At 49.6% G+C, this 25,014-nt stretch carries 21 protein-coding genes; 11 read left to right on the top strand and 10 right to left on the bottom strand.

The window, feature by feature from the left end; translation table 11 throughout:
- Positions 1 to 12 precede the first annotated feature (12 nt).
- Positions 13 to 810, bottom strand: a complete 798-nt coding sequence (locus M4J38_RS06665; RefSeq protein ID WP_251758763.1) for a copper homeostasis protein CutC — start codon at positions 808 to 810, stop codon at positions 13 to 15.
- Positions 811 to 815: 5 nt separating this feature from the next.
- Entirely contained in the window at positions 816 to 1,841 is a 1,026-nt protein-coding gene (locus M4J38_RS06660) for a N(4)-(beta-N-acetylglucosaminyl)-L-asparaginase (RefSeq protein WP_251758762.1), read from the bottom strand.
- Positions 1,842 to 1,962: 121 nt separating this feature from the next.
- On the opposite strand from M4J38_RS06660, the gene M4J38_RS06655 reads away from it, so the two are divergent.
- Both M4J38_RS06655 and M4J38_RS06650 read left to right on the top strand, forming a co-directional pair.
- Positions 1,963 to 3,846, top strand: a complete 1,884-nt coding sequence (locus tag M4J38_RS06655; RefSeq protein WP_251758761.1) for a CocE/NonD family hydrolase — start codon at positions 1,963 to 1,965, stop codon at positions 3,844 to 3,846.
- A 60-nt stretch (positions 3,847 to 3,906) separates the two neighbouring features.
- Entirely contained in the window at positions 3,907 to 5,505 is a 1,599-nt protein-coding gene (locus tag M4J38_RS06650) for a beta-N-acetylhexosaminidase (protein ID WP_251758760.1), read from the top strand.
- 151 nt (positions 5,506 to 5,656) lie between these two features.
- Here M4J38_RS06650 and M4J38_RS06645 read toward each other — a convergent pair whose 3' ends face one another.
- Positions 5,657 to 7,387: a phospho-sugar mutase gene (locus M4J38_RS06645; RefSeq protein WP_251758759.1), complete on the bottom strand. Its 1,731-nt coding sequence runs from the start codon at positions 7,385 to 7,387 to the stop codon at positions 5,657 to 5,659.
- A 257-nt stretch (positions 7,388 to 7,644) separates the two neighbouring features.
- Positions 7,645 to 9,936 carry a GH92 family glycosyl hydrolase gene (locus tag M4J38_RS06640; RefSeq protein WP_251758758.1) on the bottom strand — a complete coding sequence of 764 codons (2,292 nt, stop codon included), beginning with the start codon at positions 9,934 to 9,936 and terminating at the stop codon, positions 7,645 to 7,647.
- Positions 9,937 to 10,101: 165 nt separating this feature from the next.
- Between M4J38_RS06640 and M4J38_RS06635 the strand changes: the two genes are divergently transcribed.
- The 6 genes from M4J38_RS06635 to M4J38_RS06610 are packed head-to-tail and all read left to right on the top strand — an operon-like array spanning position 10,102 to position 14,793.
- The gene (locus tag M4J38_RS06635; protein WP_251758757.1) at positions 10,102 to 10,683 is read left to right on the top strand and encodes an RNA polymerase sigma factor; all 582 of its coding nucleotides are present in this window, start codon (positions 10,102 to 10,104) and stop codon (positions 10,681 to 10,683) included.
- The gene (locus tag M4J38_RS06630; protein ID WP_251758756.1) at positions 10,676 to 12,013 is read left to right on the top strand and encodes an outer membrane beta-barrel protein; all 1,338 of its coding nucleotides are present in this window, start codon (positions 10,676 to 10,678) and stop codon (positions 12,011 to 12,013) included. Before M4J38_RS06635 ends, M4J38_RS06630 begins: the two co-directional genes overlap by 8 nt.
- Before the next feature lie 18 nt (positions 12,014 to 12,031).
- Positions 12,032 to 12,859 (top strand): c-type cytochrome, encoded by an 828-nt coding sequence (locus M4J38_RS06625; RefSeq protein WP_251758755.1) that lies wholly within the window; start codon positions 12,032 to 12,034, stop codon positions 12,857 to 12,859.
- A gap of 9 nt (positions 12,860 to 12,868) precedes the next feature.
- Positions 12,869 to 13,315, top strand: a complete 447-nt coding sequence (locus M4J38_RS06620; protein ID WP_251758754.1) for an OB-fold putative lipoprotein — start codon at positions 12,869 to 12,871, stop codon at positions 13,313 to 13,315.
- A gap of 4 nt (positions 13,316 to 13,319) precedes the next feature.
- Entirely contained in the window at positions 13,320 to 13,865 is a 546-nt protein-coding gene (locus M4J38_RS06615) for a YceI family protein (protein ID WP_251758753.1), read from the top strand.
- Between the two features lie 13 nt (positions 13,866 to 13,878).
- Positions 13,879 to 14,793, top strand: coding sequence for a DUF5777 family beta-barrel protein (locus M4J38_RS06610; RefSeq protein ID WP_251758752.1), 915 nt, complete (start codon positions 13,879 to 13,881; stop codon positions 14,791 to 14,793).
- Here M4J38_RS06610 and M4J38_RS06605 read toward each other — a convergent pair.
- The 6 genes from M4J38_RS06605 to M4J38_RS06580 form a co-directional block, all read right to left on the bottom strand.
- Positions 14,769 to 15,014 carry a T9SS type A sorting domain-containing protein gene (locus M4J38_RS06605; RefSeq protein WP_251758751.1) on the bottom strand — a complete coding sequence of 82 codons (246 nt, stop codon included), beginning with the start codon at positions 15,012 to 15,014 and terminating at the stop codon, positions 14,769 to 14,771. The genes M4J38_RS06610 and M4J38_RS06605 overlap by 25 nt on opposite strands.
- 167 nt (positions 15,015 to 15,181) lie before the next feature.
- Positions 15,182 to 15,781, bottom strand: coding sequence for a Crp/Fnr family transcriptional regulator (locus M4J38_RS06600; RefSeq protein WP_251758750.1), 600 nt, complete (start codon positions 15,779 to 15,781; stop codon positions 15,182 to 15,184).
- 21 nt (positions 15,782 to 15,802) lie between these two features.
- Entirely contained in the window at positions 15,803 to 16,912 is a 1,110-nt protein-coding gene (locus M4J38_RS06595) for a response regulator (protein ID WP_251758749.1), read from the bottom strand.
- A gap of 5 nt (positions 16,913 to 16,917) precedes the next feature.
- Positions 16,918 to 17,484 (bottom strand): chemotaxis protein CheB, encoded by a 567-nt coding sequence (locus M4J38_RS06590; protein ID WP_251758748.1) that lies wholly within the window; start codon positions 17,482 to 17,484, stop codon positions 16,918 to 16,920.
- Complete coding sequence (locus tag M4J38_RS06585; RefSeq protein ID WP_251758747.1) at positions 17,484 to 18,305, bottom strand: protein-glutamate O-methyltransferase CheR; 822 nt, start codon at positions 18,303 to 18,305, stop codon at positions 17,484 to 17,486. The genes M4J38_RS06590 and M4J38_RS06585 overlap by 1 nt, the downstream gene beginning before the upstream one ends.
- 5 nt (positions 18,306 to 18,310) lie before the next feature.
- Positions 18,311 to 21,742 carry a response regulator gene (locus M4J38_RS06580; RefSeq protein ID WP_251758746.1) on the bottom strand — a complete coding sequence of 1,144 codons (3,432 nt, stop codon included), beginning with the start codon at positions 21,740 to 21,742 and terminating at the stop codon, positions 18,311 to 18,313.
- 271 nt (positions 21,743 to 22,013) lie between these two features.
- Here M4J38_RS06580 and M4J38_RS06575 point away from each other — a divergent pair, with 271 nt between their 5' ends.
- Genes M4J38_RS06575 through M4J38_RS06565 form a run of 3 tightly spaced genes read left to right on the top strand, consistent with a single transcriptional unit; the run spans position 22,014 to position 25,007 of the window.
- The gene (locus tag M4J38_RS06575) at positions 22,014 to 22,385 is read left to right on the top strand and encodes a PleD family two-component system response regulator (protein WP_251758745.1); all 372 of its coding nucleotides are present in this window, start codon (positions 22,014 to 22,016) and stop codon (positions 22,383 to 22,385) included.
- Between the two features lie 30 nt (positions 22,386 to 22,415).
- Positions 22,416 to 23,549: a HEAT repeat domain-containing protein gene (locus M4J38_RS06570; RefSeq protein ID WP_251758744.1), complete on the top strand. Its 1,134-nt coding sequence runs from the start codon at positions 22,416 to 22,418 to the stop codon at positions 23,547 to 23,549.
- On the top strand, positions 23,550 to 25,007 hold the full coding sequence (locus tag M4J38_RS06565) for a glycosyltransferase (RefSeq protein WP_251758743.1): 1,458 nt from the start codon (positions 23,550 to 23,552) through the stop codon (positions 25,005 to 25,007).
- Positions 25,008 to 25,014 lie beyond the last annotated feature (7 nt).

Raw genomic sequence — 25,014 nt, 5'->3', positions numbered from 1 at the left:
TTAAGCAAAATTTCAACGCAGCGCGCGGAGCAGGGTACTCATTTTATGTACTTCTTCCGGGCTGGCCTCCGGCCACTGAAACTCATTATTTCCCGCATGGCTCATGCTTACCGGGCTGGCCTCCGGCCACTGAAACTCATTATTTCCCGCATGGCTCATGCTTACCCGGCTGGCCCTGTAGCGCATGGCGCTCTGTTGCTGGAAAGCGGCGGAACTGTGAAACTCCCTGGCCTCCGTGAACAGGGCCAATTCTTCCAGGTTGGCGGAGCGGATACCCGCTCCGGGCATAATGATAATATGTTTGCCAAAATACAATTGCAATTCTTTCAAAAGTCCGGCACCTTCCGGGGCTGTGGAAGCCTGGCCCGAACTCAGCACCCGTTCCACCCCCAGTTCTATCAACGCTTTGATGGCTTCAAAAGGATCGGCGCAAACATCTATGGCACGGTGGAAAGTGAGTTCCATCTCACCGGAAATGGCTTTCACGGCTTTCATCCGGGCGATGTCCACCTTTCCATCCGGCGTAAGCATACCCGTTACCATTCCTTTGCATCCCAGTCTTCTTACCTCATCCACATCCTGGAGCAGTACGTTGAACTCTTCTTCCGAATACAGAAAATCACCTCCCCGCGGACGAATGATAGGATACACCGGGATGCTGCACAATTGAAGGGCACGACGGATCACGCCAACCGATGGGGTCACCCCTCCTTCTGCCGGTCCGGCGCAAAGTTCTATGCGGTGCGCGCCGTTGTGTTGCGCCACCAGGCACGATTCAATGGAATAACAACAGACCTCCAGCTTGCGCATACTTTTTATTTGAACCAGCTTTTTGCCGCTATGATGGTTTCCGTTTGTTGACTCTTCACGGAGAAAGTGAACCCGGGATGAATGGCGAAAGCGCCGTAAGTCCCCTGATTGCTGAGTGCCAGGAAGCCGACCTGCAGTTTCTTCGCTTTTACGGGATCACGCTTCACGATGCGTTCCACCGCTTTTTTACAGGATTCTTCCGGGGAGTTGCCCTGCCGCATCAGTTCTACCACCAGGTGCGAGCCGCAGGTACGGATCACTTCTTCCCCTAACCCACTGGAAGTAGCTGCACCGATCTCATTGTCTACATATAAGCCTGCACCGATTATCGGAGAATCACCCACCCTGCCGTGCATTTTCCAGGCCGCCCCTGAAGTGGTGCAGGCTCCAGCCATCCTGCCGTCGGCATCCAGCGCGAGCATCCCAATCGTATCGTGGTTGTAGGGCCCGCCAGGTAAGTGTTTCGGATCTTCTTCCTTTTTCCTGTTCTCGATATTGATGACCGGTTCGTACTGCGATGTTTTCAGCCATTCTTTCCAGGCTTTTTCGGAAGCGGGCGTAAGCAGGTTTGTTTTCTCGAAACCCTGCGCCAGCGCGAATTGCAAGGCACCCTCTCCCACCAGCATTACATGGGGTGTTTTTTCCATCACCCTTCTTGCCACAGAAATGGGGTGAAGTATATTTTCCAGGCAGGCCACTGAACCACAGTTCAACTGGTGGTCCATAATGCAGGCATCCAGCGTTACTTTGCCATCACGGTCGGGGAATCCGCCCAGGCCAACGGTTTGGTTCGTTGGATCGGCCTCCGGAACGTGTACACCCTGCTCTACCGCATCCAGCGCAGCGCCTCCGGCACCCAATGTTTTCCAGGCAGCGGCATTCGCTTCCTTCCCGAAATCCCAGGTGGAAATTACAACAGCCTTTCCTTTAGCGGGTTTTCTTTCCCGCGATCCCGCACTGGCATTCAAAAAGGGAATCGTGCCCAGACTTCCTGCCGAAAATAGTTTCAGAAAAAATCTCCTGTTTTGCATTGGTGCAATTTCTGAACTTCCCGTATGTTCCCCAAATCAGTTTTTCATACATTTACATTTCGGAGTGCACCAAGTGCTTTACCGGAAAAGTCCGTTCGTCCACTTTAACCAAACACATACAATGAAAAAACTCTTGCTGTTGCTGCTCCTTTCCTGGTGGCAGCAATCCCTGCTATTGGCGCAAACGATTGACTCCGCCTGGTTCCGGAACAATTACACTAAAGTAGAACAGTACATTCCCATGCGTGATGGCGTGAAATTGTTCACTTCCATCTATATCCCTAAAAACGATACAGAGAAGCATCCGATTCTGATGACGCGCACCCCCTATTCCTGTGCGCCTTACGGAGCGGATCAGTTCAAAGCTTTTTACAATAACCACTACCGTGAATACCTGCGGGAAGGTTACATTATGGTTACCCAGGATGTGCGCGGCAGGTGGATGAGTGAAGGAGAATTCGTGGATGTACGTCCATTCAACCACAACAAAAAAAGCAAGGCCGATATTGATGAGTCCAGTGATACCTACGATACCGTGGATTGGCTGGTAAAAAATCTTTCTTCCTCCAATGGCAACGTAGGTATTTTCGGCATCTCCTACCCCGGTTTCTATTCCAGTATGGCCGCGGCTTCAGGTCACCCGGCGGTAAAAGCGGTGAGCCCGCAGGCACCGGTTACCGACTGGTTCATGGGCGACGATTTTCACCACAACGGTGCTTTCTTCCCCATGGATGGGTTCAGCTTTTATTCCAGCTTCGGCAAACCACGTCCAAAGCCTACAACAGTGGGCGCTCCGGGATTTGAGTTCCCTACTAAAGACAATTATAATTTCTACCTGAATACAGGCGCTTTGCCCAACCTCGCCAAACTGATGGGCGACAGCATCAAATTCTGGAAAGACATGTACGCCCACCCAAACTATGATGCCTGGTGGCAGGCCCGCGACGCGAGAAGGGCGATGAAAAACATTCAACCCGCCATGCTGGTGGTAGGCGGACTGTTTGACGCCGAAGACTGCTTTGGCGCATGGGAACTGTACAAAGCCATTGAAAAGCAAAACCCGTCGGCCAGCAACAAACTCGTGATGGGCCCCTGGTACCACGGTCAATGGGCCCGTGGCAATGGCAGTTCCCTTGGCAATGTTCGCTTCCACAGCAAAACTTCCGAATGGTATGCTGAAAACATCGAAATACCTTTCTTCAATTACCACCTGAAAGGAAAAGGCAACAATCCTAATCTTGCGGAAGCCACCATTTTTTACACCGGCTCCAATGAATGGAAGCAAGAAAAAGCATGGCCCCCTGCCGCGATGCAGGAAACCCCCATATACCTTACGGCGGGAGGAAAACTTTCTTTCACCAAACCATCTGCCACATCAGGCGAATCGGCTTACACCAGTGATCCTAACAAACCCGTTCCCTACACGGAGGACGTGCATTTTCGCCGTACCAGGGAATACATGACCGACGACCAGCGTTTCGCCGCACGTCGCCCGGATGTACTCGTGTTCCAGACCGAACCACTTACTGAAGACCTAACACTGGGCGGCCCGGTAACCGCCGACCTGAAAGTGAAGATATCTACCACCGATGCCGATTTTGTAGTGAAACTGATCGACGTGTTCCCTGATAATTTTGAATACCCCGCGGACTGGCCCACAGAAGCCGGCGCCAAAACGGATTACATCATGAACGGCTACCAGATGCTGGTACGGGGTGAAATCATGCGGGGGCGTTACCGCAACAGTTTTGAAAAACCCATGGCATTCACGCCGGGAAAAACGGAGACCGTAAAGTTCCACCTACCGGACGTGGCGCACACTTTTAAAAAAGGACACCGACTTATGATCCAGGTCCAAAGTTCGTGGTTCCCGCTTGCCGACAGGAACCCGCAGCAATTCGTGAACATCTACCAGGCCTCGGATAAAGATTTCGTGCCTTCGCTGATCACCATCGAACACAACGCCAATTCGGCTTCCAACATCGTGCTTCCGATCATTAAATAAACAAACACACGCTTACGATACCCCCTGTTAATTTTCAAAAAAGAAACAAAAAAACAAGAGATGAAAAAGACGTTAATGTCGTTTGCGCTGTTCGCAGCTTCGCTCACCACAGTTGCCCAGGATGGGGGCATCCACATTATTCCGGAACCGGTAAAAGTTACATCCGGGAAAGGACAATTTATTTTGGGTAAAAAGCCCGTTATCGCTTACGCGGATGAAAAACTGAAGAACAGTGCCGCATTCCTGACCGATTACCTCGAAAAGAATTACGGGGTGAGCGCGGATGCCCAAAAAGGAGGCGCGGGAAAAAAAATCCTGCTTTCCCTTGATCCCACCTTGCAGCAGGATGGTGAATACAGGTTTGTATCGGATGCCAAATCAGTTACGATTAAAGGGAAAGATCCGGCAGGGGTATTCTACGGTATCCAGACTTTTATCCAACTGCTGCCGGTTGAAAAAGGCGCGGCGCTGGTCATACCCGCTGCGCAGGTGGAAGACTACCCGCGTTTCGCTTACAGGGGCATGCACCTCGATGTGGGCCGCCACTTTTTCTCCGTGGATTTTGTGAAAAAGTACATCGACTACATCGCGCTCCACAAAATGAACTATTTCCACTGGCACCTCACCGAAGATCAGGGCTGGCGCATCGAAATCAAAAAATATCCGAAACTTACCGAAGTGGGTGGTTTCCGCAATGGTACTATCATCGGTCGTTATCCCGGAACAGGAAACGACAACCAGCGTTACGGCGGCTATTATACCCAGGATGAAATCCGTGAGGTGGTACGTTACGCCGCTGCGCGTCACATCACCATTATCCCGGAGATTGAACTGCCTGGTCATGCGCTGGCCGCACTCACTTCCTACCCTGAACTGGGTTGTACCGGAGGACCGTACGCCGTTGCGCAGACCTGGGGCGTATTCGACGATGTTTTCTGCGCGGGCAAAGAAAGCACTTTCACTTTCCTCCAAAACGTTTTGGATGAAGTAATCACACTTTTTCCTTCCACCTATATCCATATCGGCGGAGATGAGTGTCCGAAAAAAAGATGGGAAACCTGCCCTGATTGCCAGAAACGCATCAAAGATGAAAACCTGAAGGATGAGCATGAATTGCAGAGTTATTTCATCCGCCGCATCGAAAAACACCTCAACTCAAAGGGTCGTCAGATCATAGGCTGGGATGAGATACTGGAAGGCGGACTCGCGCCCAATGCCACCGTAATGAGCTGGAGAGGAGAAAAAGGCGGAATAGAAGCGGCGAAGCAAAAACACAAGGTGATCATGACGCCGAACAGTCATTGCTATATCGACCACAGCCAGTCGAAAAAAGAAGACTCCGTTACCATCGGCGGTTACCTTCCGCTTGAAAAAGTATACGGCTACGACCCTTTACCAGCTGCACTTACAGCGGAAGAAGCGCAGTATGTACTGGGTGCCCAGGGCAATGTATGGACCGAATACATGCGTTATCCATCCAAAGTGGAGTACATGATATTCCCAAGAATGAGCGCTTTGGCCGAAGCCCTTTGGTCGCCGAAGGCAGCGAAAAGCTGGGAAAAATTCAACCAGAAACTACCTGCCATGTACAAACGCTACGATCTTTGGCAGAGTGATTACAGCAAAGCGTATAAGAATGGAGAACAATGGGTGAAGTAAGCCCGTAATTTGCACATAAAAAAATGGGTGTATCAAATCCGATACACCCATTTTTATTTTATGTTTTAGAGGAAATCTTTTAGCGACCTAAGATGTGTTCGTTTATCATTGAACACCGTCAGTTTCGCTGAAGGTAGTATTTCCTTTCTACTTATGGATTCAGGTCCTGAATAATGCTTTCGATCCTTCCTTTCAACTCAACCTTCACATTTTCATAGGCGGCTTTGTTTTCAAGTGGCGCCTGAACACTGAAATAGAACTTGATCTTCGGCTCGGTACCCGAGGGGCGTGCTGAAATCTTGCTGCCGTCTTCCAGTATAAACTGCAATACATTTGATTTAGGCAGTTCAATCTGCCATTCTTCCCCTGTAAGCAGGTTTTTGCCCTTCTGCAATTCGTAGTCCAGCAACTGCGCCACTTTCGCGCCATTGAGTGTTGCCGGGGGATTGCTTCTGAAACGTTCCATCATTTCCGCGATCTCCTTTTGGCCGTTCATGCCTTTTTTGGTGATGGAGATCAGGGATTCCAGGAAGAAGCCGTGCTGCACGTACAATTCCACCAGTTTATCAAACAGGGAGCGGTTGTTGTTTTTTTCGTAAGCGGCCATTTCACAGAGCAGGGCCACCGCACTGATGGCATCTTTATCGCGGATCTGGTCGCCGATCATGAGACCGTAACTCTCTTCGCCACCCACCACATAATTTTCTTTTCCTTCCTTTTCACGGATCAGTTCGGCAATCCATTTAAAGCCCGTGAGTACATTATAGCAGGATATCTGGCTGGCGGCCGCGATTTTATCGATCATATCCGTTGTAACGATGGTTTTGATCACCATATCGTTCGGCTTCGCAAGCCCTTTCTTTTTCCTGGCCTCGATCATGTAATTGAATGCGAGTACGGCCGTTTGGTTACCGTTCACCAGCATCCATTCCCCTGCACTGTCTTTAATCGCGATGCCCACGCGGTCCGCATCCGGATCAGTACCCAGTAAAATATCGGCATCCAGTTCCTGGGCCTTCTTCAGGCCGATGCTCATGGCCTCGCTTTCTTCCGGGTTGGGATATACTACCGTAGGGAAATTTCCATCGGGTGTAGCCTGTTCATCCACGATATGCACATTCTTAAACCCGAATGCTTCCAAGACCTGTGGCACCAGTTTGATGCCCGTGCCATGAATGGGCGTATATACGATTTTAAGGTCGCTTTGTTTTTCAATCACATCGGGATAAACACTCAGTCCTTTCACCATCTTAATGTATTCCGCATCAATTTCCGGACCGATGATCGTGATCAGTTCTTCATTGCCTGTCCATTTCACTTCATCCAGGCCGGCGATCTTTTCGACTTCCCGGATCACATTCTTATCATGCGGTGGCACCAGTTGCCCCCCATCTTTCCAATATGCCTTGTATCCATTGTATTCGCGGGGATTATGGGAGGCGGTACACACCACCCCGCCATTGCAACCGAGGTGCCTGATGGCGAACGAAAGCTCAGGCGTGGGACGCAGCGCTTCAAACAGGAAAACCTTTATGCCATTCGCGGCAAAAACAGCGGCGGTGGTCTCCGCGAAGAAGCGGCTGTTGTTGCGGCTATCATGGGCGATCGCTACTTTTATTTCGCCTTTCACTTCCTGCTTCAGGTAATTGGCGAAGCCCTGCGTGGCCATGCCCACAGTATATTTATTGATGCGGTTGGTTCCTACGCCCATAATGCCCCTTAAACCACCGGTACCAAATTCAAGGCTGCGGTAAAAAGCATCGGTCAGTTCCCCTTCATTGCTTTCCTGGAGCAGGCGGAGCTGCTGTTTGGTATCTTCATCTATGCCAGGCTGCGTGAGCCATTCATTTACTTTCTCCTGGATGCTGGTATCAAGTGCCATAGTATATAAAGTTTTCTGAATTGTTTTGAGGCGGAAAGATAGAATAAATCTGTTGTGATTTTAATTTTGGAAATCCGTTTTTTCACGGTTTTAAGCGCAGAAAAACACTGTAGACTTCATCCCCAGCCAGTTTTTCCACACAAAGCAAAGTACATACCACGACAAAAAAATATGGGTAAGCAGGAACTTACCCATATTGTGCCTCAGGATCAGCAGGAAATCAGTTGGAGCCGAAAGCAAACAATCCGTTCGGAAAATTACTTTGCGCTCATGTAAAACTTCAGTTTTCCTCCCTTCAGTATATCGCTGTGCCGGATGGCGGTCGTTTTCAACGGTACGCCGTTCCATTCCACTTTAGAAACATATACATTCTTTACCCCCTGGTTCACCGTTTCCACCGTGAAGGTATTGCCATTCTCCAGGGTGATGGTCGCATCCTTCACCAACGGGCTGCCCAGCTGGTATTCATCGGCGCCTGGCGCCACGGGGTAAAAACCAAGCGCGGAGAACAGGTACCAGGCGCTCATCTGACCACAATCATCGTTCCCTCCCAGCCCTTCGGGCAGCGGACGGTACATGGAATCGAGGATCATGCGAACGGTCTTTTGTGTCTTCTTCGGTTGCCCGGTATGGTTGTAGAGGTACACCACATGGTGCGAGGGCTCGTTGCCATGTACATAGTTCCCGATAATGCCGTCTCGGGAAATGTCTTCGGTATTTTCAAAATATTTGTCGGGCAGCTCCATGGTAAACAGTGAATCCAGGTGACGGGCGAAATTTTTCTTCCCACCCATCCAGGCAATCATGGTATCGGGCGCATGGGGCACGTACAGGCTGTAGTTCCAGGCGTTACCTTCAATAAAGCCCTGCCCGTGCGTATCCAGCGGATCGAATTTATCGCGGAAGGAGCCATCGCTGAGGCGCGGGCGCATGAAGCCGGTTTGTTTATCGTACACATTTTTCCAGGAACCGGCGCGTTGTATGAATTCATTATAAATATCGGTCTTGCCGAGTTTTTTGGCCAGTTGTGCAATGCACCAGTCGTCGTAAGCGTATTCCAGCGTTTTGGAAACGGAGGAGCCATTCTTATCTTCCGGTACATAACCCAGTTGCATGTACCAGCCCAGGCCATCATAATTTTTCCAGCGGGCGGAATTGACACAGGCTTCCAGCGCTTTTTCCGCGTCGATGCCGGTTGCACCCTTCAGAATAGCATCTGCGATCACTGAAACACTATGGTAACCGATCATGCACCAGTTTTCATTGGCATGGTGCGACCATACAGGCAGTGCTTTGTGTACACTCTGGTCGTAATGCGCGAGCATCGACTTTACCATGTCCGCATTCTTAGAAGGCTGGATGAGGTTGAAGAACGGATGCAAAGCCCTGTAAGTATCCCAAAGCGAGAAAGTGGTGTAATTGGTGAAACCCTTCGCCTGGTGAATATTCATATCAAGGCCACGGTAAGATCCATCCACATCCATATAGGTGGTTGGCCCCAGGAAAGTATGGTACAAAGAAGTATAGAAATTCACCTTATCGCTTTCGCGGATGGTATTAATGCTGATCTTTGAAAGCTCCTTATTCCACAAAGCCTGTCCTTCAGCCTTTACCTGGTTGAAATTCCAATGCGGCACCTCGGCTTTCATATTCGCCAGTGCACCTTGTGTACTTACTGGTGAAATGGCCAGTTTCATTTGAATGGCCTCTCCGGCTTTCACATCGAAATCGAAGTACGTACGGATGTTCTTCCCCGCGATCTCGGGGAAATTATGGTTCAGGTCGAATTTGCGCCAGAAGCCGCCATAAACATTGCGGTGATCGCTGGAATACCCGTAAGATTTGATCGGTTTGGAGAAACTGATCGCGAAATACATGTACCTGGTACGTGCCCACCCATTGGTTTGGCGGTACCCTGTGATGAGGGTATCATTTTCAACCCGGACAAAGGTCCACACGTTCTTTTCGTCATAATTGTAGATGCCCGCCATCAGGTCGAGGATAATGTGCGCATCTCCCCCGTTATTGAAAGTATACTTGTGGAAACCGACCCGGTTGGTGGCCGTGAGTTCCGCCTGAATGTTGTGATCGTCAAGTTTTACGCTGTAATAAGCAGGTTCCGCCTTTTCATTCGCATGGGAATAGGCGGACCGGTACCCGCTTGCGGGATTGGTGGCCACGCCCGGGTTCAACTGAAGTTTTCCCTGCGTGGGCATTACCAGGAAATCTCCCAGGTCGGAATGCCCGGTTCCTGAAAAATGGGTATGGCTGAACCCGACAATCGTGGGATCATTGTATTGATAGCCCGCGCAATATTTATATACATCGGGATGGTACCGCCCGTTTACGGCATACGGAATCGTATCGGTATCTGGGCTCAACTGCACCATGCCGAAGGGAACGGTGGCGCCGGGAAAAGTATGTCCCATCTTCATCGTTCCGATGATGGGATTCACATACTGAACGGGGTTTTGCGCCAATACCTGGCGGGAAAAAACGGGCAGTACCGCGGCCAGGAAAAGCAGGGATTTTCTCGTAACAGGTTTCATTCCGGGATGTTTATAGTTGGTTGAACCGCAAATATCAAGGGTTGGAACCGGGCTCCCAAGCAGATTTAGTATGTATTAACAATTAAAAAAACGGAACTTTGCCCTTCAGGCAACCCTTCTCACCTTCGGCACGTATAACCTTCACCACATTAAAACCGAAGGGGCTTGGCAATAGCGGAAGAAACGATCGTATCCATACTCGAAGGCTGCTTACGCAACCACCGGCAGAGTCAGCAAAGCCTGTACGAATGGCTGAAGCATGATGCCATGCGCACCTGTTACCGGTATGCGCGGAACAACTATGAGGCGGAAGAAATGGTGACGGAAGGGTTCGTGAAACTGTTCAAGAATATTTCCCAGTTCCGTATCGACAAAAACGGCAATATCGCCGGTCATTTCCACGCCTGGTTCAGGAAGGTCATGGTACACAATTGTATAGACTGGCTAAGGAAAACGCACCACGACCTGTTGCAACAGGCCCACGACCCGGAAACAGTAGAGATGGCCAGCAAGGAAGCTTCCGCGGAAGATATGCTCAGTCACCAGGAGATCATAGCCTGCATCAGAAGTCTCTCACCGGTTTACCGCAGCGTATTTAATTTATATGTAATTGAGGGATACAACCATGAAGAAATCGGGCAAATGCTGGGCATCGCGCCGGGCACATCCAAATCGAACCTGTTCAAGGCAAAAGAAAACCTTCGGAAAATGATTCTTCAACAAAGGAAAAAGATTCAATATGCCTGATCAGTACGACGATATGGCTTACCTGGGCAAAATGGCCGCCGACGGTTATGAACCGGGCATGGAAGCGCCCGCATGGGAGAAAGTGCTGGGTCGGCTGGAGGAAGAAATGCCGGTGCGGAAACGAAAACTTTGGGTTTTCTGGTGGGTGTTGCCGGTATTGTTGCTGCCGGTGGTATTGAAGGAGGGGAAGGTTTTTCGGGGGCAAGATGGGGTTGCGAATAAGGAAAGCAGGGGTTTCACGCAAGAGAAGGTAGAAGGTTTCGTGAAAGAGAAGGAGGAATTTATTGCACGCAACGAAAGGCTGCTTCCTGCTTCGTCCCTCGCAGTTTCGCAGACGCAACGGGAGAAAAAGAATTACAATAGCGTGCAAGAGCTTGATCCCCCTGTTTCAACTCAGCAACAACAGGACCGCATACCTGCAGCAGATAAGAAAAATGCTGAATCAGGTTTCCAACCTTCAGTAACACCAGTGCAGCACACTATTCAATATCAAAACACGCCACAAAACAACAACTTCTCCGCCAACACTGAAGAAGCCCAAACGTTGCGCCGTAGCGTTGCGAAGTATGAAGCAATTGCGAACAACCCAAATACAACACTGGCTGCAACAAATCAGCAATTCACGCAAGTAAGCATCCCGCCACGCTTCACACAAAAAGTTTTCGAACAAAAAAAATATGAGATAGCAGGCAACCCTTCAGACAGCAACACCGTATCTCTTATCAGGAAGCAAACGGCAATGCCTAACCGATGGGAAGTAACGCTCGTAACGGGAGCTGATCTCAGTTCAGATGGCCTTACGCGCAAAGACAATGCAGGCTGGAACCTAGGCATCATGGCGGGATACAACATCAGCACGCATTGGACCATACGCACCGGGCTGATCCGTACAAAAAAGAACTATACCGTGAATGGCGACCAGTACGATTTTAAATACGCTTCCGCTTATCCCAACCACAAACTTACCACGGTAAGCGGTGATTGCGCAATGTGGGAAATCCCGCTGAACGTGCGGTGGATGGCCCGTCCTGAAAGTAAAATAAGTCCCTTCCTTTCAGGAGGGCTCTCTACCTACCTGATGACGAAGGAAAGGTATACATACAGTTTTACCAATGCTTATGATACCTTACTCCGGAACAGGAATTACAACGAAACTAAAACTTATCCGCTGGGAGTGGTGCACCTTTCAGCGGGTCTGCATACCCGGATCAACAATAAATTAAGCGTCAGCATTGAGCCCTTTGCCAAAATACCATTGCAGGGCCTAGGCTCCGGCAACCTCCGGCTCATGAGTTTGGGCGGATACGGTATGGTGCACTGGCGGTTCTGACAAAACAGCAAACATTTTATGAAACATCCAATTTTAAAAGCGGCCACGGGGCTGCTGGGCCTCTTATTGCTTGTAGTTTCCTGTTCCAAAAGCAGCGATGAGTCGCCAACGGATTCCTGTACAGGCGTTACCATCAATGTTTCGGCTACTGTAACCAATACAACGGGGGCAGGGCTTTCAAACGGCAGCCTGGCGGTGTCAGCCACCGGAGGAGCGGGCTTTACCTTCAGCCTCAACGGGGGTGCCTTCGGCAACGCCACCACCTTCTCCAACCTTGCGGCAGGCAGTTACACGGTTACCGCTAAAAGCAGCGCCGGTTGCACTGGCACAGGCAACTTCACCATTACCACAGGCGATGCCTGTGCAGGAAAGACCATAGTGGTATCCGGGGTTACAACAGCTTCGGACAAGTGCAGCAATACCGGCACCGTTACCATCACCGCAACGGGAAGCAGTGGGTTCACGTATAGTCTAAACAACGGCACTTACCAATCCGGCGCACAATTCAGCAATGTAGCCGCCGGATCGCATACCATCCTCGCGAAAGATGCCGATGGCTGCGTGAAAAGCGCTACCGTTACGGTCACCACCGCCACCGCCGGAACCAACTTTACCGCGGTGAAGAACCTGATCCAGACCAACTGTATCAGTTGCCACAACAACTCAAACCAAAACGGCGGTGTATCCTTTGCCGACGATTGCGGGATCGTAAGCCGGAAGGACAGGATCAAAGCCCGGGCCGTGGATGGTAACCCGTCGTTTATGCCACAGGGTGGACAACTTTCTCAGGCAGACAAAGATAAAATCACCGCCTGGATCAACGCCGGAGGAAAATACACCGATTAAGCAACGGAAATGCGCAAACGAAGTAAAATAATCCTCAGTATGCTGCTCCTGGTTGGGCTCCTGGCAGCCAGTGCTTACTATTATGTATTCATCTTCAGCCGGAACAACCACCGACAGGTGCAAAACGAGCAGGCGATTACCATTGGCGCCGAAATGCTGGCCAGCCAGTTCAGCGCCGATGAAGCCCCGGCCAATGCCCGTTACCTCGATAAGGCACTCACCGTGGAAGGCATCTTGCTGGAAGCAGGTGTAAACAATGAAGGCAAAACCACCCTTCTCCTGCAAGGTGATACGTCCTCCATAACCCATGTCTTCTGCACACTTATTTCAGAAACACCTGCGCCACCGCGTCTTTCCGAAGTTACTGTGAAAGGTATCTGCACAGGATTACTTTCCGATGTGATCGTGGTAGATGCCCTTCTCATCAAAACTACAACAGATACCACCTCAAAATAGCAAAATGAAAAAGACGTGCCTGTTATGGGTGTTTTTCCTCTGCTCGCTTACGTGTTTCGCGCAACTCCCGAATGTTGTAAGCACACGCACCGGGCAGGTGAAATTCTTCTCCTCCACTCCTGCTGAAGACATTGAGGCGGTGAACAACGAAGTGAACAGTAAATTATCAACAAGCAATGGACAAATCGTATTCTCCTTACTCATAAAAGGATTTCGTTTTAGAAACGCACTGATGCAGGAACATTTTAACGAGAACTATCTGGAGAGCGATCAATTCCCGAAAGCTGATTTTAAAGGCAATATTTTCAATTTCAACCAGCTTGACCTTTCCAAAAACGGCACGCACAAAGTTGCTGTGTCCGGCACCATCACCATTCATGGCGTTAGTCAGCCGCTCACCGCGGAAGGCAGTATTGAAGTAAAGGAAGGTCTGATAACCGCCAGCAGTACGTTCGATCTTACACTGAAAGACTTTAACATCAAAGGCATGGCCATCGGTAACCAGGTGGCGAAAAAAGTAAAGGTTTCCCTGCTTTGCAGGTACCAGTAAAACATCCGTATTTATGCAGAAAAAGGTTTTTATCGCAGGTGTTCTTTCCCTGTTTATTGGCACAACAGTGAATAGCCAGGACCTGTCTGAATTAATGGAAGCGGAAAGTGATAGTCTTACCAAAACCTCCACCAGGTATGCATCCGCGACGTTCAAGACTTCCAGGATTATCAACGGACATTCCGTGGAGAATACGGCTTCGGGCATATTTGATTTCAAAATAAGTCACCGTTTCGGCATGGTAAACGAAGGGCTGTACACACTTTTCGGACTGGACGGGGCCTCTTTCAGAATGGGTGGCGATTTCGGGATCACGAATAACCTCACCATCGGGGTAGGAAGAAGCACCTATGAAAAACAATATGACGGCCTTGTGAAGCTGCGGCTTCTACGCCAGTCGGAAGGAGCGAAAAATATGCCGGTAACGGCCACTTATGTTGGCACGATGGCCATTCAAACGCTGAAGGACCTTCGCACCACCAACAAACTCCGTTTTAGCGACCGGCTCTATTATTCCCATCAATTGCTGGTGGCGAGGAAATTCAGTGAAAATACTTCCCTTCAAATCATGCCCACGGTAGTATTGTATAACCGCGTACCGCTGGTATCCGATCCCACTGCATTTTATTCCCTGGGCATTGGCGGGCGGCAGAAACTATCGAAAAGAATCAGTGTGAATGGCGAATATTATTACCAGTTCAACAAACTGGCAGGTACTTACAACTCGCTTGCGCTGGGCTTTGATATTGAGACCGGCGGGCACGTGTTCCAACTGCATTTCACCAATTCAACGGGTATGACGGAACGCAGTTTTATTACAGGTACCACAGGCTCCTGGGGAAAGGGAGACATCCATTTTGGTTTTAACATCGCCCGCGTATTCAGGCTCGGCGGTAAAAAAGATCAGCGTTCTATCACAAAGGGTTGAGCGCTTTTTTCGCCACCATCGGAAAGACTGAGTTCATAGCAGCCGGTTTGAAGGCGCGTTACATCAATATTGGAAACATTAGAAGAAAGTATAGTGCGCATGACCGTGTTGCCGAATAAATCCGTGATCTCCAGGTTCAGTCGTTTACCCGACGACGCTACCACTACCTTTATGGTATTGCGCACGGGATTGGGGAAAAACTGGAACTCGAAATCGTTCATCCTGCAAATAAAATACAGTAAACCGATATTCAAAAGTGTCCACTAAAGGCAATCAAAAACCTGCAAAAAACCGCAAACCCATGGAATATAGAACAAGTCTGCAATTGGCCCGATCGGTAAATATTTGAACATCAATATGTGACAGAGAATTTTTGATTTATATCAAACTATTTCTTAGCGGGCTTCATGGCATTGCGGATACGGCTCAGCGTTTCCAGGGTCATACCAAGGAAGGAAGCCGTGTATTTTAACGGGATGCGGTTGATGATCTCCGGCCGGGTTTCCAGCAGGTGCAGGTACTTTTTCTTCGCATTGGGAATTCGGCAGAGGTACGCCCGTTCTTCGGCAGCCACATAACTGGCTTCCAGGAACTTCCGGCCTAATATATTCGCTTCATTGAAATTTTCGTACAGGTAATCCAGGTCCTCATATTCGAAAAGCGTAAGTTCACAATCTTCCAGCGTCTGCAGGTTCTCCAGCGACGGGGCCCGGTAACACAGTCCGCGTATGGAGGTGGAAATCTCCCCTTCCAGGTCAACCCAGGTGGTGATTTCCTTCCCTCCTTCTTTCAGGAAGGAACGGATCACTCCGCTATGAATGTAATAGATATGCCTGCAATATTCGCCCGACTTCACCAGGAACTTTCCCCTTTTGACTTTCTTCTTCACGGCACGTTGTGCCACGAAAGCTTTAGCCCCCTCTGAAAGTGGGTGTATATAATCGAGAAAATCCAGCAAAGAAGGTACTGTAGCAGGTTGAGCAGACATGATCGCTGTTTGGGTGAACTTTTATTTTTTCCACTGGAAATAAAAACAACTACCGACGGCCTCTTCAGATTCCACGCGTATCTGGCCTCCCTGTTCTTCCACCAGCAACTTCAGGATGTTCAGGCCCACACCGGTACTTTCGGCATCTGTATTTTCTGCATCGAGTATTTCGAATAACCTGAAAATGCGTTCTGTATCTTTTCTTGCGATACCGGGTCCGTTGTCGCGCACCCAGAATTCGTAAAATTCCGGCTGAATGGAATACCCGACGGTAATGCGTCCTTCGGCCTTGTTCATATATTTAATGGCATTGCTGAGCAGGTTCTGGAATACCTGCAACAACTTTGGTTTACAAGTATGCAATACCGGTAGCCTGCCGTCTATCATAACTGTGATATGGGGTGGCGGGAACAGTGACCTGATCAGTTCTTCCACCATCCCGTGCGTATCCACTTCCTCTATTTGCTGGTTGGCGATGGTTTGGCGGGAATAATCCAGGATGGCGGTGATCATTCCTGAAAGCCGGGAAATCGAGTCGATGGCGATGTCCATATTATCTGCGAGATCAGGTATAGATTGCGTAGCATCTTCGTCCCGGATGAGGTGCAGGAAACTGATGGCGCCGTTGAGTGGCGATTTCAGGTCATGGGCCACCACGTGCATAAACCTTTCCAGTTGCTGGTTCACCCTTTCCCTTTCCGCGATAGCCTCTTTGAGGCCATGCTGGTAGAAATACAATTTCTCAAACACATTCACTTTCGCCCTTGTGATGTTGATATCGAGTGGCTTTTCCAGGAAATCGACCGCGCCTTCTTCAAACCCCTTCAAGACGTTCTGCTCTCCTTTATTGATGGCGGTAACGAAAATAATGGAAATATCGCGCGTCTGCGGGTTTGCCTGCAGCAGGCGGGCCACTTCGAACCCGTCCATGCCCGGCATTTGCACATCGAGCAGGATGAGACCTATCTGTTTGTTGCGTAGTACCGTACGGAGCGCATCGTTGCCCGAAGTAACTTTGGTAAAACGCCTGTTGGGCGCTTCCAGCATATCTTCCAGGGAAATGAGGTTCTCTTCGCGGTCATCCACCAACAAAATATGGAACTCAGCAGGTTTTACGGGAATATTCTTCATCGCCTTTATTTGCAATTGTCTTTGATAAAACTGATCATCTCGGTTATCGACAGCCCTTGCGCGTTGCTGTTCATGCGGAGGGCCGCTTCGGGCATGCTCTTGTATTCGGCCAGGTCGGGCCTTTGTACCAACGCCGTTCCGCCATGTTCCAGCACGGAAGCCACGCCTGCGGCACCATCCTTATTCGCGCCGCTGAGCAGAATCACGAGTGCCCTGGATTCATATACGGGGGCGGTGGATTGAAAGCTAACGTCTATGGATGGCCGGCTGTAATTCACCAATTCTGAATAGTCGAGGGCGAAACTTTTGTCCGCCTCTACCATCAGGTGATAGTTCTGTGGCGCAAGGTACATGGTTCCGGCAGCGATGAACTCTTTGTCTTCCGGTTCTTTCAGCCTTCTTTTGTCTGAAACCAATCTCGTCATTTCGCTCTGTACGTTGCGGAGACGGTGCATCACCACGACTACGGGCGTCTGGAAAGATTCGGGCAACGCGTCGATCAGTTCCGAAATTACATGTAAACTTCCCGCTGATCCCCCTATCATGATGATATCGTATTTATCTGCCGCCATCAGTTCTTTTTCCTATAAATTTTCAGGTAAGGATTAACGGTCTCAAAATGCGGCTGCGCACCTGAAACCATCAGTGATTCTTTGATGCCCAGGGCCAGGAACCCAAGGGGCGCCAGGCTTTCATTGAAAAGTTCCAGCACCCTTTTTTGCAGGTCCCGGTTAAAATAAATGAGCACGTTCCGGCATACCACCAGGTGGAACTCATGAAAAGCCTGGTCGGATACCAGACTATGCTGAAAAAAAGAAATATTCTTCCGGAGCTCTTTATTGATCAGGATATTCTCGTAATGGGCAGTGTAATAATTGGAAAACTCAGCGGTTCCCCCGGATTGAATATAGTTCTGGGTGTATTCCTTCATGTATTTGAGCGGCACGATACCGGACTCAGCCTTTTCCAGGTTGGATGGATTGAGGTCGGTGGCATAAATCACCGATCTTTCCAGCAAGCCCGCTTCGTGCAACAGGATACACATGGAAAACACCTCTTCTCCGGTGGAGCAACCCGCGTGCCATATCTTGATGATGGGATAAGAAGCCAGCACGGGGATGATCTGCTCCCGCATGAACTTATAGAATTGCGGGTCCCTGAACATTTCGGTCACGTTCACCGTGATGTATTGTAACATCTGGTGAAAAAAATCCGCTTCGTTGATTAGTTTATACTTGAGATCATAAAAAGAATTGATGTGCCTGCTCTCCATGAATCGAAGAATTCTTCTTTTCAGGGAAGCAGGGGCATACCGGGAAAAATCGTACCCATGCCGCTGTTCGATGATATCGGTGATTTCTATATAATCCTGTGCGCTGATCTCTTCATTCATAAGTCTTACGATAACCAAACCCGCAATAAAGACAGTAGTTTGTTGTTTTCAACGGGTTTTGAGATATAATCGGAAGCACCTGCTTCAATACATTTTTCCCTATCGCCTGCCATTGCCTTGGCCGTGAGTGCGATTACGGGAAGGTTGGTATGGCGCGGATTGAGCCGGATGCGGCGCATGGCTTCATAGCCGTCCATTCCAGGCATCATAATGTCCATCAGCACCAGGTGTACGTCGGGGTTCTGCTGCAGCATTTCCAGGGCCTCGTTCCCATCTCCCGCGGAAACCACTTCTATGCCCTGCTCATCCAGCAATGCGCTAAGGGAGAATACGTTACGCATATCGTCATCGGCGAGCAATATTTTTTTACCCTTCAACACGGAGTTGTTGATGGCTGCATGTCCAACCGGGCGTGTACTTGTTTGTATTTCTTTCACCTTGAACAGGAACAGTTCCAGTTCATCCATGAGGCGGTCGCGCGATTGCGCGGATTGCCTGATGATGGCATCCGCGTATTTGCGGAGCTGCACTTCAATTGCCTGGGTAATGTCAGTGGCAAGCAGTACAATGATCGGGGCGGCCGTTGTGCCCATTTTTTCGCGTATCCTTTTCAGTTCATTCGCGGCCATTGCCATATCCCCTTCGCAGTGCACCAGCACACAATCGAATTTTTCATGCTCCAATTGGGCCAAAGCTTCGTTGGTATCCTTAACCCTGGTGAAGCTGGTCGATAATTTCCGCTCTTTGCTTAAATTTTCCAGTACGCCGTGCTTATTCCTTTCATCGGACGAAATCACCAGCACTTTTTTAAACCCTTCTTCCAACATGGAGGTAATGCCGGAGAATACCGATTCAAGGTCATGCATTTCAAGTGGTTTCTGCGAGTAACCCTGTACATTGTTCATCACCATGCCCGACACTTCGTTCGCGGAGATCACGTGGACGAGAATATCTTTCAGTTCTTCGTTGTTTTTGAGAATCTTAAGGAGGCTGTTCCCGTCGATAACGGGAAGCCCCATATCTAAAATGATGGCGGAAGGACGGTATTTCCTCGCGCAATACAAACCTTCATCCCCCGTAAGCGCCACGATGGTTTTGTATCCCTTACCCCTTGCGAAATCGCGCACGATTCCGGCGAAGGCGGCATCATCTTCCACGATCAGCACGGGACGCTCGTTTTTTTCAAGTTTATCCCGGTCGTCTTCCACGATGGATTGCTGCGGAAGATCATTTTCATCGCCGAACACAGGCATGGACAGCGGAGGAAGAAATGCATCCTCTTCCAATGCTTCTTTTTCGGCTTTTATTTCTTCCGCGCTGATATCGGGCGTAACAGGAATGGAAAAACTGAAGATACTCCCCTTTCCTTCTTCGCTGCGCAGGCTGATTTCACCGGACAACCTGGAAACCAGTTCGCGGCTGATGGAAAGTCCGAGCCCGGTTCCGCCATATTTTCTGCTGGTGGAGCCATCCACCTGGCGGAATGCTTCGAAGATCAGCTGTTGCTTATCGGCAGGAATCCCTACCCCGTTGTCGATCACCGAGAAATGCACGAACCCTTCTCTTTTTTGTTCGGCCACCAGTTTAATGGTACCGCCAGCGGGGGTGAACTTGAACGCGTTGGAGAGCAGGTTGCGGATCACCTGTTCCACCCGTTGCCTGTCGGTAACAATATGCGCGGGCGTTCCTGGTTTCAGTTCCTGCTCGAAACTGATCTTCTTTTCATCCGCCACCACCTGGAACAGTTGTTCCTGGCTGGCGAACATATCGGCGAGTGAAGTTTTTTCGAAATTGAAATCCACTTTTCCCGCTTCGATCTTGGAGAGGTCCAGGATGTCGTTGATCAGCGTGAGCAGGTCGGTACCGGATTTGTGGATGATGCCCGCGTACTCCATTTGTTTCGGCGTCAGGTTCTCCTGTTTGTTCTCCTGCAATATTTTCGCGAGGATCAGCACACTGTTCAGCGGTGTCCTCAATTCGTGGCTCATGTTGGCGAGGAACTCCGATTTGTAGCGGCTGTTCAGTTCCAGTTCCCTGGCTTTCTTAGAAAGTTCTTCCCTGGCGAATTCCAGGGCCTTATTGTTTTCCATCATCTCCGCGTTCACCTGGCGCAGTTCCTCTTCCTGCACGCGGAGTTCTTCTTCGGAAGCCTGCAATATTTCGGACTGGCGGGTAAGTTCTTCGTTCGACTGGCGCAGTTCTTCCTGCTGGGTTTCCAGCACTTCTTTCTGCAACTGCACTTCGTTGAGGAGCGTCATCACCCTGGAGCGGGCCGATGCCACGTTCATGGCGATCGCTATCGTAGAAGACACCACCTCGATCAATTGCATCTGCTGGGGGAGCATTTCACTGAAAGTAGCCAGTTCTATCACACCTTTCAGTTCATTGTCCATCCACAAGGGGACGCATACGAGTGAGTCGGGACGGGCAGCACCGAGTGAAGAAGACAATTTCCAATACCCTTCGGGAATACCTTTCAGAACAGTGGGTGTTCGTTTGGTAACGGCTGTACCAATCACACCTTCGCCTAATCTCACGGTTTGCGGGGCATTGGCAGGCAGGGCCACGCCCGCGTAACAGGACAATTCTTCCTTCTCCCCATCATAATAATATAGTGCGCCGCCAGGTACTTCCAGGTATTTCACCAGAGCGAACAGCGCCTTATCGGCCACGTCTTTCATATTGGTGATGCCCTGTAAACTCCCGTTCATTTCCGACATACCGGATAGCAGCCAGTTCTTTTCCGTGGCCATTTTATTCAGGGCCACCACTTCATTCAGTTTGCCCCGGAGCTCTTCCTGGGCGCCGAGCCTGCTGGAAAGTTCCTTAAAAGTGACGGCCATCAGCGTCAGGGCGATGGCGATAATAATGGCCGTATTCAGCAGAATAATGTTCAGCGACCTGTTGCTGGAGAATTTATTTTCTTTGTTGCGGTCGGCCAGCAGGGTTCTTTCGTCATTCATGATTTTCGCGATATCATCCCTGATCAACGACATCTTTCCCACTTCTTCTTCAGTAATCTTAGTAATACGATCCCTGGGAAGTGGTTCCTCGCCAATGCCGCGCCAGAACACCAGCAAATCATTAACATGACGTTCCAGCCGTACAGTAGTGTTGAACTGAAGGGGATTATCTTCCGTGAGTATTTTCAACTGCGCCAGCGCAGCGGGCACCTGGGGGAGCGAAAGGTAATAGGGGCCAAGAAATTTTTTATCGCCGGTGGCGCGGAATCCACGCCTTGAAGCTTCCATTTCAAAAACCAGCCGTTGAATCTGTTCGGTCTGGTTCATTACTTTATAAGTGTGTTCCACCCAGCCAGCCTGGCTCACCTGGCTGTTGATGGTAAAGTAGGAAAGGATACCTCCGGCAATCACCAATAGCAGCGCTAAAGCAAAACCGCCGTACAACCTGGATTTAATCGTCTTGAATTTTTTCATAAAAATCGGAATGGGCGCAAAAGAGAAAATAAGTGTTTCCCCCTAATTTCCCTTACACACCAACAAATATATAATTTAAGAACGCAGGCTCCGTTTATTTAGCGTACACTTTTCTATAACCTTCCCTGAAACCTTACTGGTGTTGAAAAAAATAATTCGTTAACGCGTAATTTACTGAATCACTAATAATTAACTTTGATTTGAAAGTTGATCCCTGAATCCAAATCCTGCACCGGAACGTTAATCAGAAGGTGCTGCATAAATGAATAACATGGCGAAAATTCTATTAGCGGAAGACGATGAACTGATGCAGAAAATCGTCCAGAAAGTACTCACCCGCGAAAACTACGAAGTTGATATTGTCACCAACGGCAAAGAGGCCTTTGAGAAGCTCGAAGAAAGCAATTACGGGTATGATCTCGTGATCACCGACCTGATGATGCCTTATGCCAACGGCTTTGAAATTATCAGTAAACTCAAGAACAACCCCAGCCAAAAGCCGGTTTCCGTGATCATCGTTTCCAACGCGAGCAACGAAGACATGATTATGGAAAGTTTTAAACTGGGTGCCGACGATTTCCTGAAGAAACCCATCATTCCCGCGGAACTCCTGATCCGCGTGAAAAGATTGTTGATGAAATAGACAAAGGCCACGGCCTTTTCCATTGATCCTATGTATATTATTGACCGATTTTTAGACGAATTCAGCTATGCGCCCCCTATCATCAAGATAGCGCTCGTAAGCATTATACTGGCCGTGCTCTTTACGATCACCGCCTATCTCTCCATTCTGTACGGACGGTACAAGGGTTTCGTGCGAGATAAAAAATTGTCGCGTGCCATCCCCGTTATCGACCAGCTCATCCTCGAAAACGTACTCATGAACGAGGAACTGGCTTCCGACATGCCCGTGGAGCAGATAAATATCAATACAGAAGGGTTTGCGCCCATACTCAACAGCCGCTGGGGCCGACAGGCCACCATCGACAGGATCATCAATTTCAGGAAAAACCTCCGGGGCAAAACCGGTGACCTGCTCCGGCAATTGTACCTCCAGCTTGAGCTTGAAAAAGAATCGTTCCGCAAAATGAAATCCCGGAAATGGTACCGCAAAGTGCAGGCCCTTTCCGAATTCGCCAACCTCGATATTCCCATTGCCGACGTAAGCATCCTGCCCCTTACCAACTCGCGCAACCGCGAACTAAGGGCCGCCGCGCGTCACGCTTATATCAAACTGAGTAAAAACGAACCTTTCAAATTCTTTGATGTGGTCACGGAACCCCTGTTGCAGTGGGACCAGATCGAACTTTTCCGCATCATTACCACTACGGAAAATATTTCCATCCCCAACTTCGCGAAATGGATCACCTATTCACCCAATAAAAGCATTGTATCCTTCTGTCTAAAACTGGTGGTGCATTTCAACCAGCTGGCAGCCGTTCCGGCCGTAGTCAAACTTTTAGAAACGAAGGACCATTACCTCCGCGCCAACGCCATCAATTGCCTGGGTAAACTCCGGGTGGAAGAAGTAGAAGAAAAATTGGTGAAGATATACAGCAGTCAGCCGCTGGATTGTCAGATCGAAATACTGAAGGCCCTGGGAAGGATCAATACGGGGAACTATACGGATTTCCTGAAGAACGAATTCCTCCACTCCACCGATTTCGACATCCGCAAACACGCGGCCAGATCCCTGGTGAAAAACCAGCAAAGGTCGAAAGCGCTGATTGAGGAACTGATCAACACCTCAACCCCGGAAAATAAACTGATATTGAAACACAGCCTGAACCCGCTAATCAAATACTAGATGTACGGAATCTGGGAAATACTGATGCAGGCCTATGAGCAAAGCGTATTCGTTTACGGCATGACCTTGCTGTTCACTTATGCCGTGCTGGCCATCCTCTCCATGCTGGCCGTGCGCGCCTACGCGCGCCGCAACCGTTATTACCAGGAAGATATCCTGATGGGCTCTCCCCTTGCGCCGGGCATTACCGTGCTGGCGCCCGCTTTCAACGAGGGACTCACCATTATTTATAACGTTCGCTCCCTGCTCACCCTCAACTATTCGAGGTACGAGATCATCATCATCAACGATGGGAGCACCGATGATACCCTCGCACAACTGATCTCCGAATTCGAACTGGAACCTATAGAATTCGCTTATAACGCGCGTATTCAAACCAAACCGGTCCGCAAGTTTTACAAGTCTTCCAACCCCGCTTACGCTAAGTTGATGGTAATCGACAAAGTGAACGGGAAAAGTAAGGCCGATGCCGTGAACGCCGGTATCAACGCGGCGGCTTTCGATTATTTCCTCTGCTCCGATGTGGATTGCATCCTCCACAAGGATACCATGCAGGAACTCATCAAACCCGTGATCCAGGAGAAAAAGAAACGGGTGATCGCCGTGGGCGCCACGCTCCGCCTCGCCAACTCCTGCGAATTTGATGAAGGCGTAATGGTCAGGATGCGTCCGCCAAAGAACCTGCTCGCGCGTTTCCAGGAAGTGGAGTACATCCGCTCTTTCGTACTGGGAAAAATGGGCTGGAGCGTACTGAACGCCGTGCCGAACGTGTCGGGCGGTTTGGGTATGTTCGACAAAGAAGTGGCCATCAAATGCGGGGGTTACGACCATGCTTCTTTCGGAGAAGATATGGAACTGATCACCAGGATGTGCCGGTACGCCCTCGATAACCAGATCGACTACGCCATTAAATACATTCCCAAAACCTTGTGCTGGACCGAAGGGCCCGCTTCCGTGAAGATATTCATGCGCCAGCGGACCCGCTGGGCCAGGGGACTTGCGCAACTGATGTTCGCGCACTTCAAGATGTTCCTGAATCCGCGTTACAAAAGAATGGGACTCATCGTGGTGCCTTACAACTTCTTCTTTGAACTCATCGCGCCCATCATTGAAGTAACGGGTATTATTTATTATATCGTGATGGCCGTACTGGGTTATATCAATTGGCCGTTCGCGTTGTTGCTGCTGGCTTTCGTGTATACTTATTCGGTCATGATCACCACCGTGGCCATCGTTTGGGACCAGCTCACTTTCCGTTATTACAAAACATGGAAAGAAGTAGGATTGCTTTGTCTTACGCCTTTCCTCGAATTCTTGTTATACCATCCGCTCGTTGTATTCTTTTCCCTCCGTGGCTACTACTACTTCCTGACCGGGAAGAAAAGTACCTGGGGCAACATGCAGCGGCAGGGCTTTAAACAGAAAGCAAAAACAGTAACCGCGCAGTCGGCCGCATAAAAAAAAG

This window comes from Parasegetibacter sp. NRK P23 (genome assembly GCF_023721715.1).
In the GTDB taxonomy this organism is placed as follows: domain Bacteria; phylum Bacteroidota; class Bacteroidia; order Chitinophagales; family Chitinophagaceae; genus Parasegetibacter.
This window is presented reverse-complemented; position numbering and strand designations above follow the sequence as displayed.

Coding starts and splice junctions, on each gene's coding strand:
- M4J38_RS06665 (WP_251758763.1), bottom strand. CDS start 810: ATGCGCAAGCTGGAGGTCTGTTGTTATTCCATTGAATCGTGCCTGGTG.
- M4J38_RS06660 (WP_251758762.1), bottom strand. CDS start 1,841: ATGCAAAACAGGAGATTTTTTCTGAAACTATTTTCGGCAGGAAGTCTG.
- M4J38_RS06655 (WP_251758761.1), top strand. CDS start 1,963: ATGAAAAAACTCTTGCTGTTGCTGCTCCTTTCCTGGTGGCAGCAATCC.
- M4J38_RS06650 (WP_251758760.1), top strand. CDS start 3,907: ATGAAAAAGACGTTAATGTCGTTTGCGCTGTTCGCAGCTTCGCTCACC.
- M4J38_RS06645 (WP_251758759.1), bottom strand. CDS start 7,387: ATGGCACTTGATACCAGCATCCAGGAGAAAGTAAATGAATGGCTCACG.
- M4J38_RS06640 (WP_251758758.1), bottom strand. CDS start 9,936: ATGAAACCTGTTACGAGAAAATCCCTGCTTTTCCTGGCCGCGGTACTG.
- M4J38_RS06630 (WP_251758756.1), top strand. CDS start 10,676: ATGCCTGATCAGTACGACGATATGGCTTACCTGGGCAAAATGGCCGCC.
- M4J38_RS06625 (WP_251758755.1), top strand. CDS start 12,032: ATGAAACATCCAATTTTAAAAGCGGCCACGGGGCTGCTGGGCCTCTTA.
- M4J38_RS06620 (WP_251758754.1), top strand. CDS start 12,869: ATGCGCAAACGAAGTAAAATAATCCTCAGTATGCTGCTCCTGGTTGGG.
- M4J38_RS06615 (WP_251758753.1), top strand. CDS start 13,320: ATGAAAAAGACGTGCCTGTTATGGGTGTTTTTCCTCTGCTCGCTTACG.
- M4J38_RS06610 (WP_251758752.1), top strand. CDS start 13,879: ATGCAGAAAAAGGTTTTTATCGCAGGTGTTCTTTCCCTGTTTATTGGC.
- M4J38_RS06605 (WP_251758751.1), bottom strand. CDS start 15,014: ATGAACGATTTCGAGTTCCAGTTTTTCCCCAATCCCGTGCGCAATACC.
- M4J38_RS06600 (WP_251758750.1), bottom strand. CDS start 15,781: ATGTCTGCTCAACCTGCTACAGTACCTTCTTTGCTGGATTTTCTCGAT.
- M4J38_RS06595 (WP_251758749.1), bottom strand. CDS start 16,912: ATGAAGAATATTCCCGTAAAACCTGCTGAGTTCCATATTTTGTTGGTG.
- M4J38_RS06590 (WP_251758748.1), bottom strand. CDS start 17,484: ATGGCGGCAGATAAATACGATATCATCATGATAGGGGGATCAGCGGGA.
- M4J38_RS06585 (WP_251758747.1), bottom strand. CDS start 18,305: ATGAATGAAGAGATCAGCGCACAGGATTATATAGAAATCACCGATATC.
- M4J38_RS06580 (WP_251758746.1), bottom strand. CDS start 21,742: ATGAAAAAATTCAAGACGATTAAATCCAGGTTGTACGGCGGTTTTGCT.
- M4J38_RS06575 (WP_251758745.1), top strand. CDS start 22,014: ATGGCGAAAATTCTATTAGCGGAAGACGATGAACTGATGCAGAAAATC.
- M4J38_RS06570 (WP_251758744.1), top strand. CDS start 22,416: ATGTATATTATTGACCGATTTTTAGACGAATTCAGCTATGCGCCCCCT.
- M4J38_RS06565 (WP_251758743.1), top strand. CDS start 23,550: ATGTACGGAATCTGGGAAATACTGATGCAGGCCTATGAGCAAAGCGTA.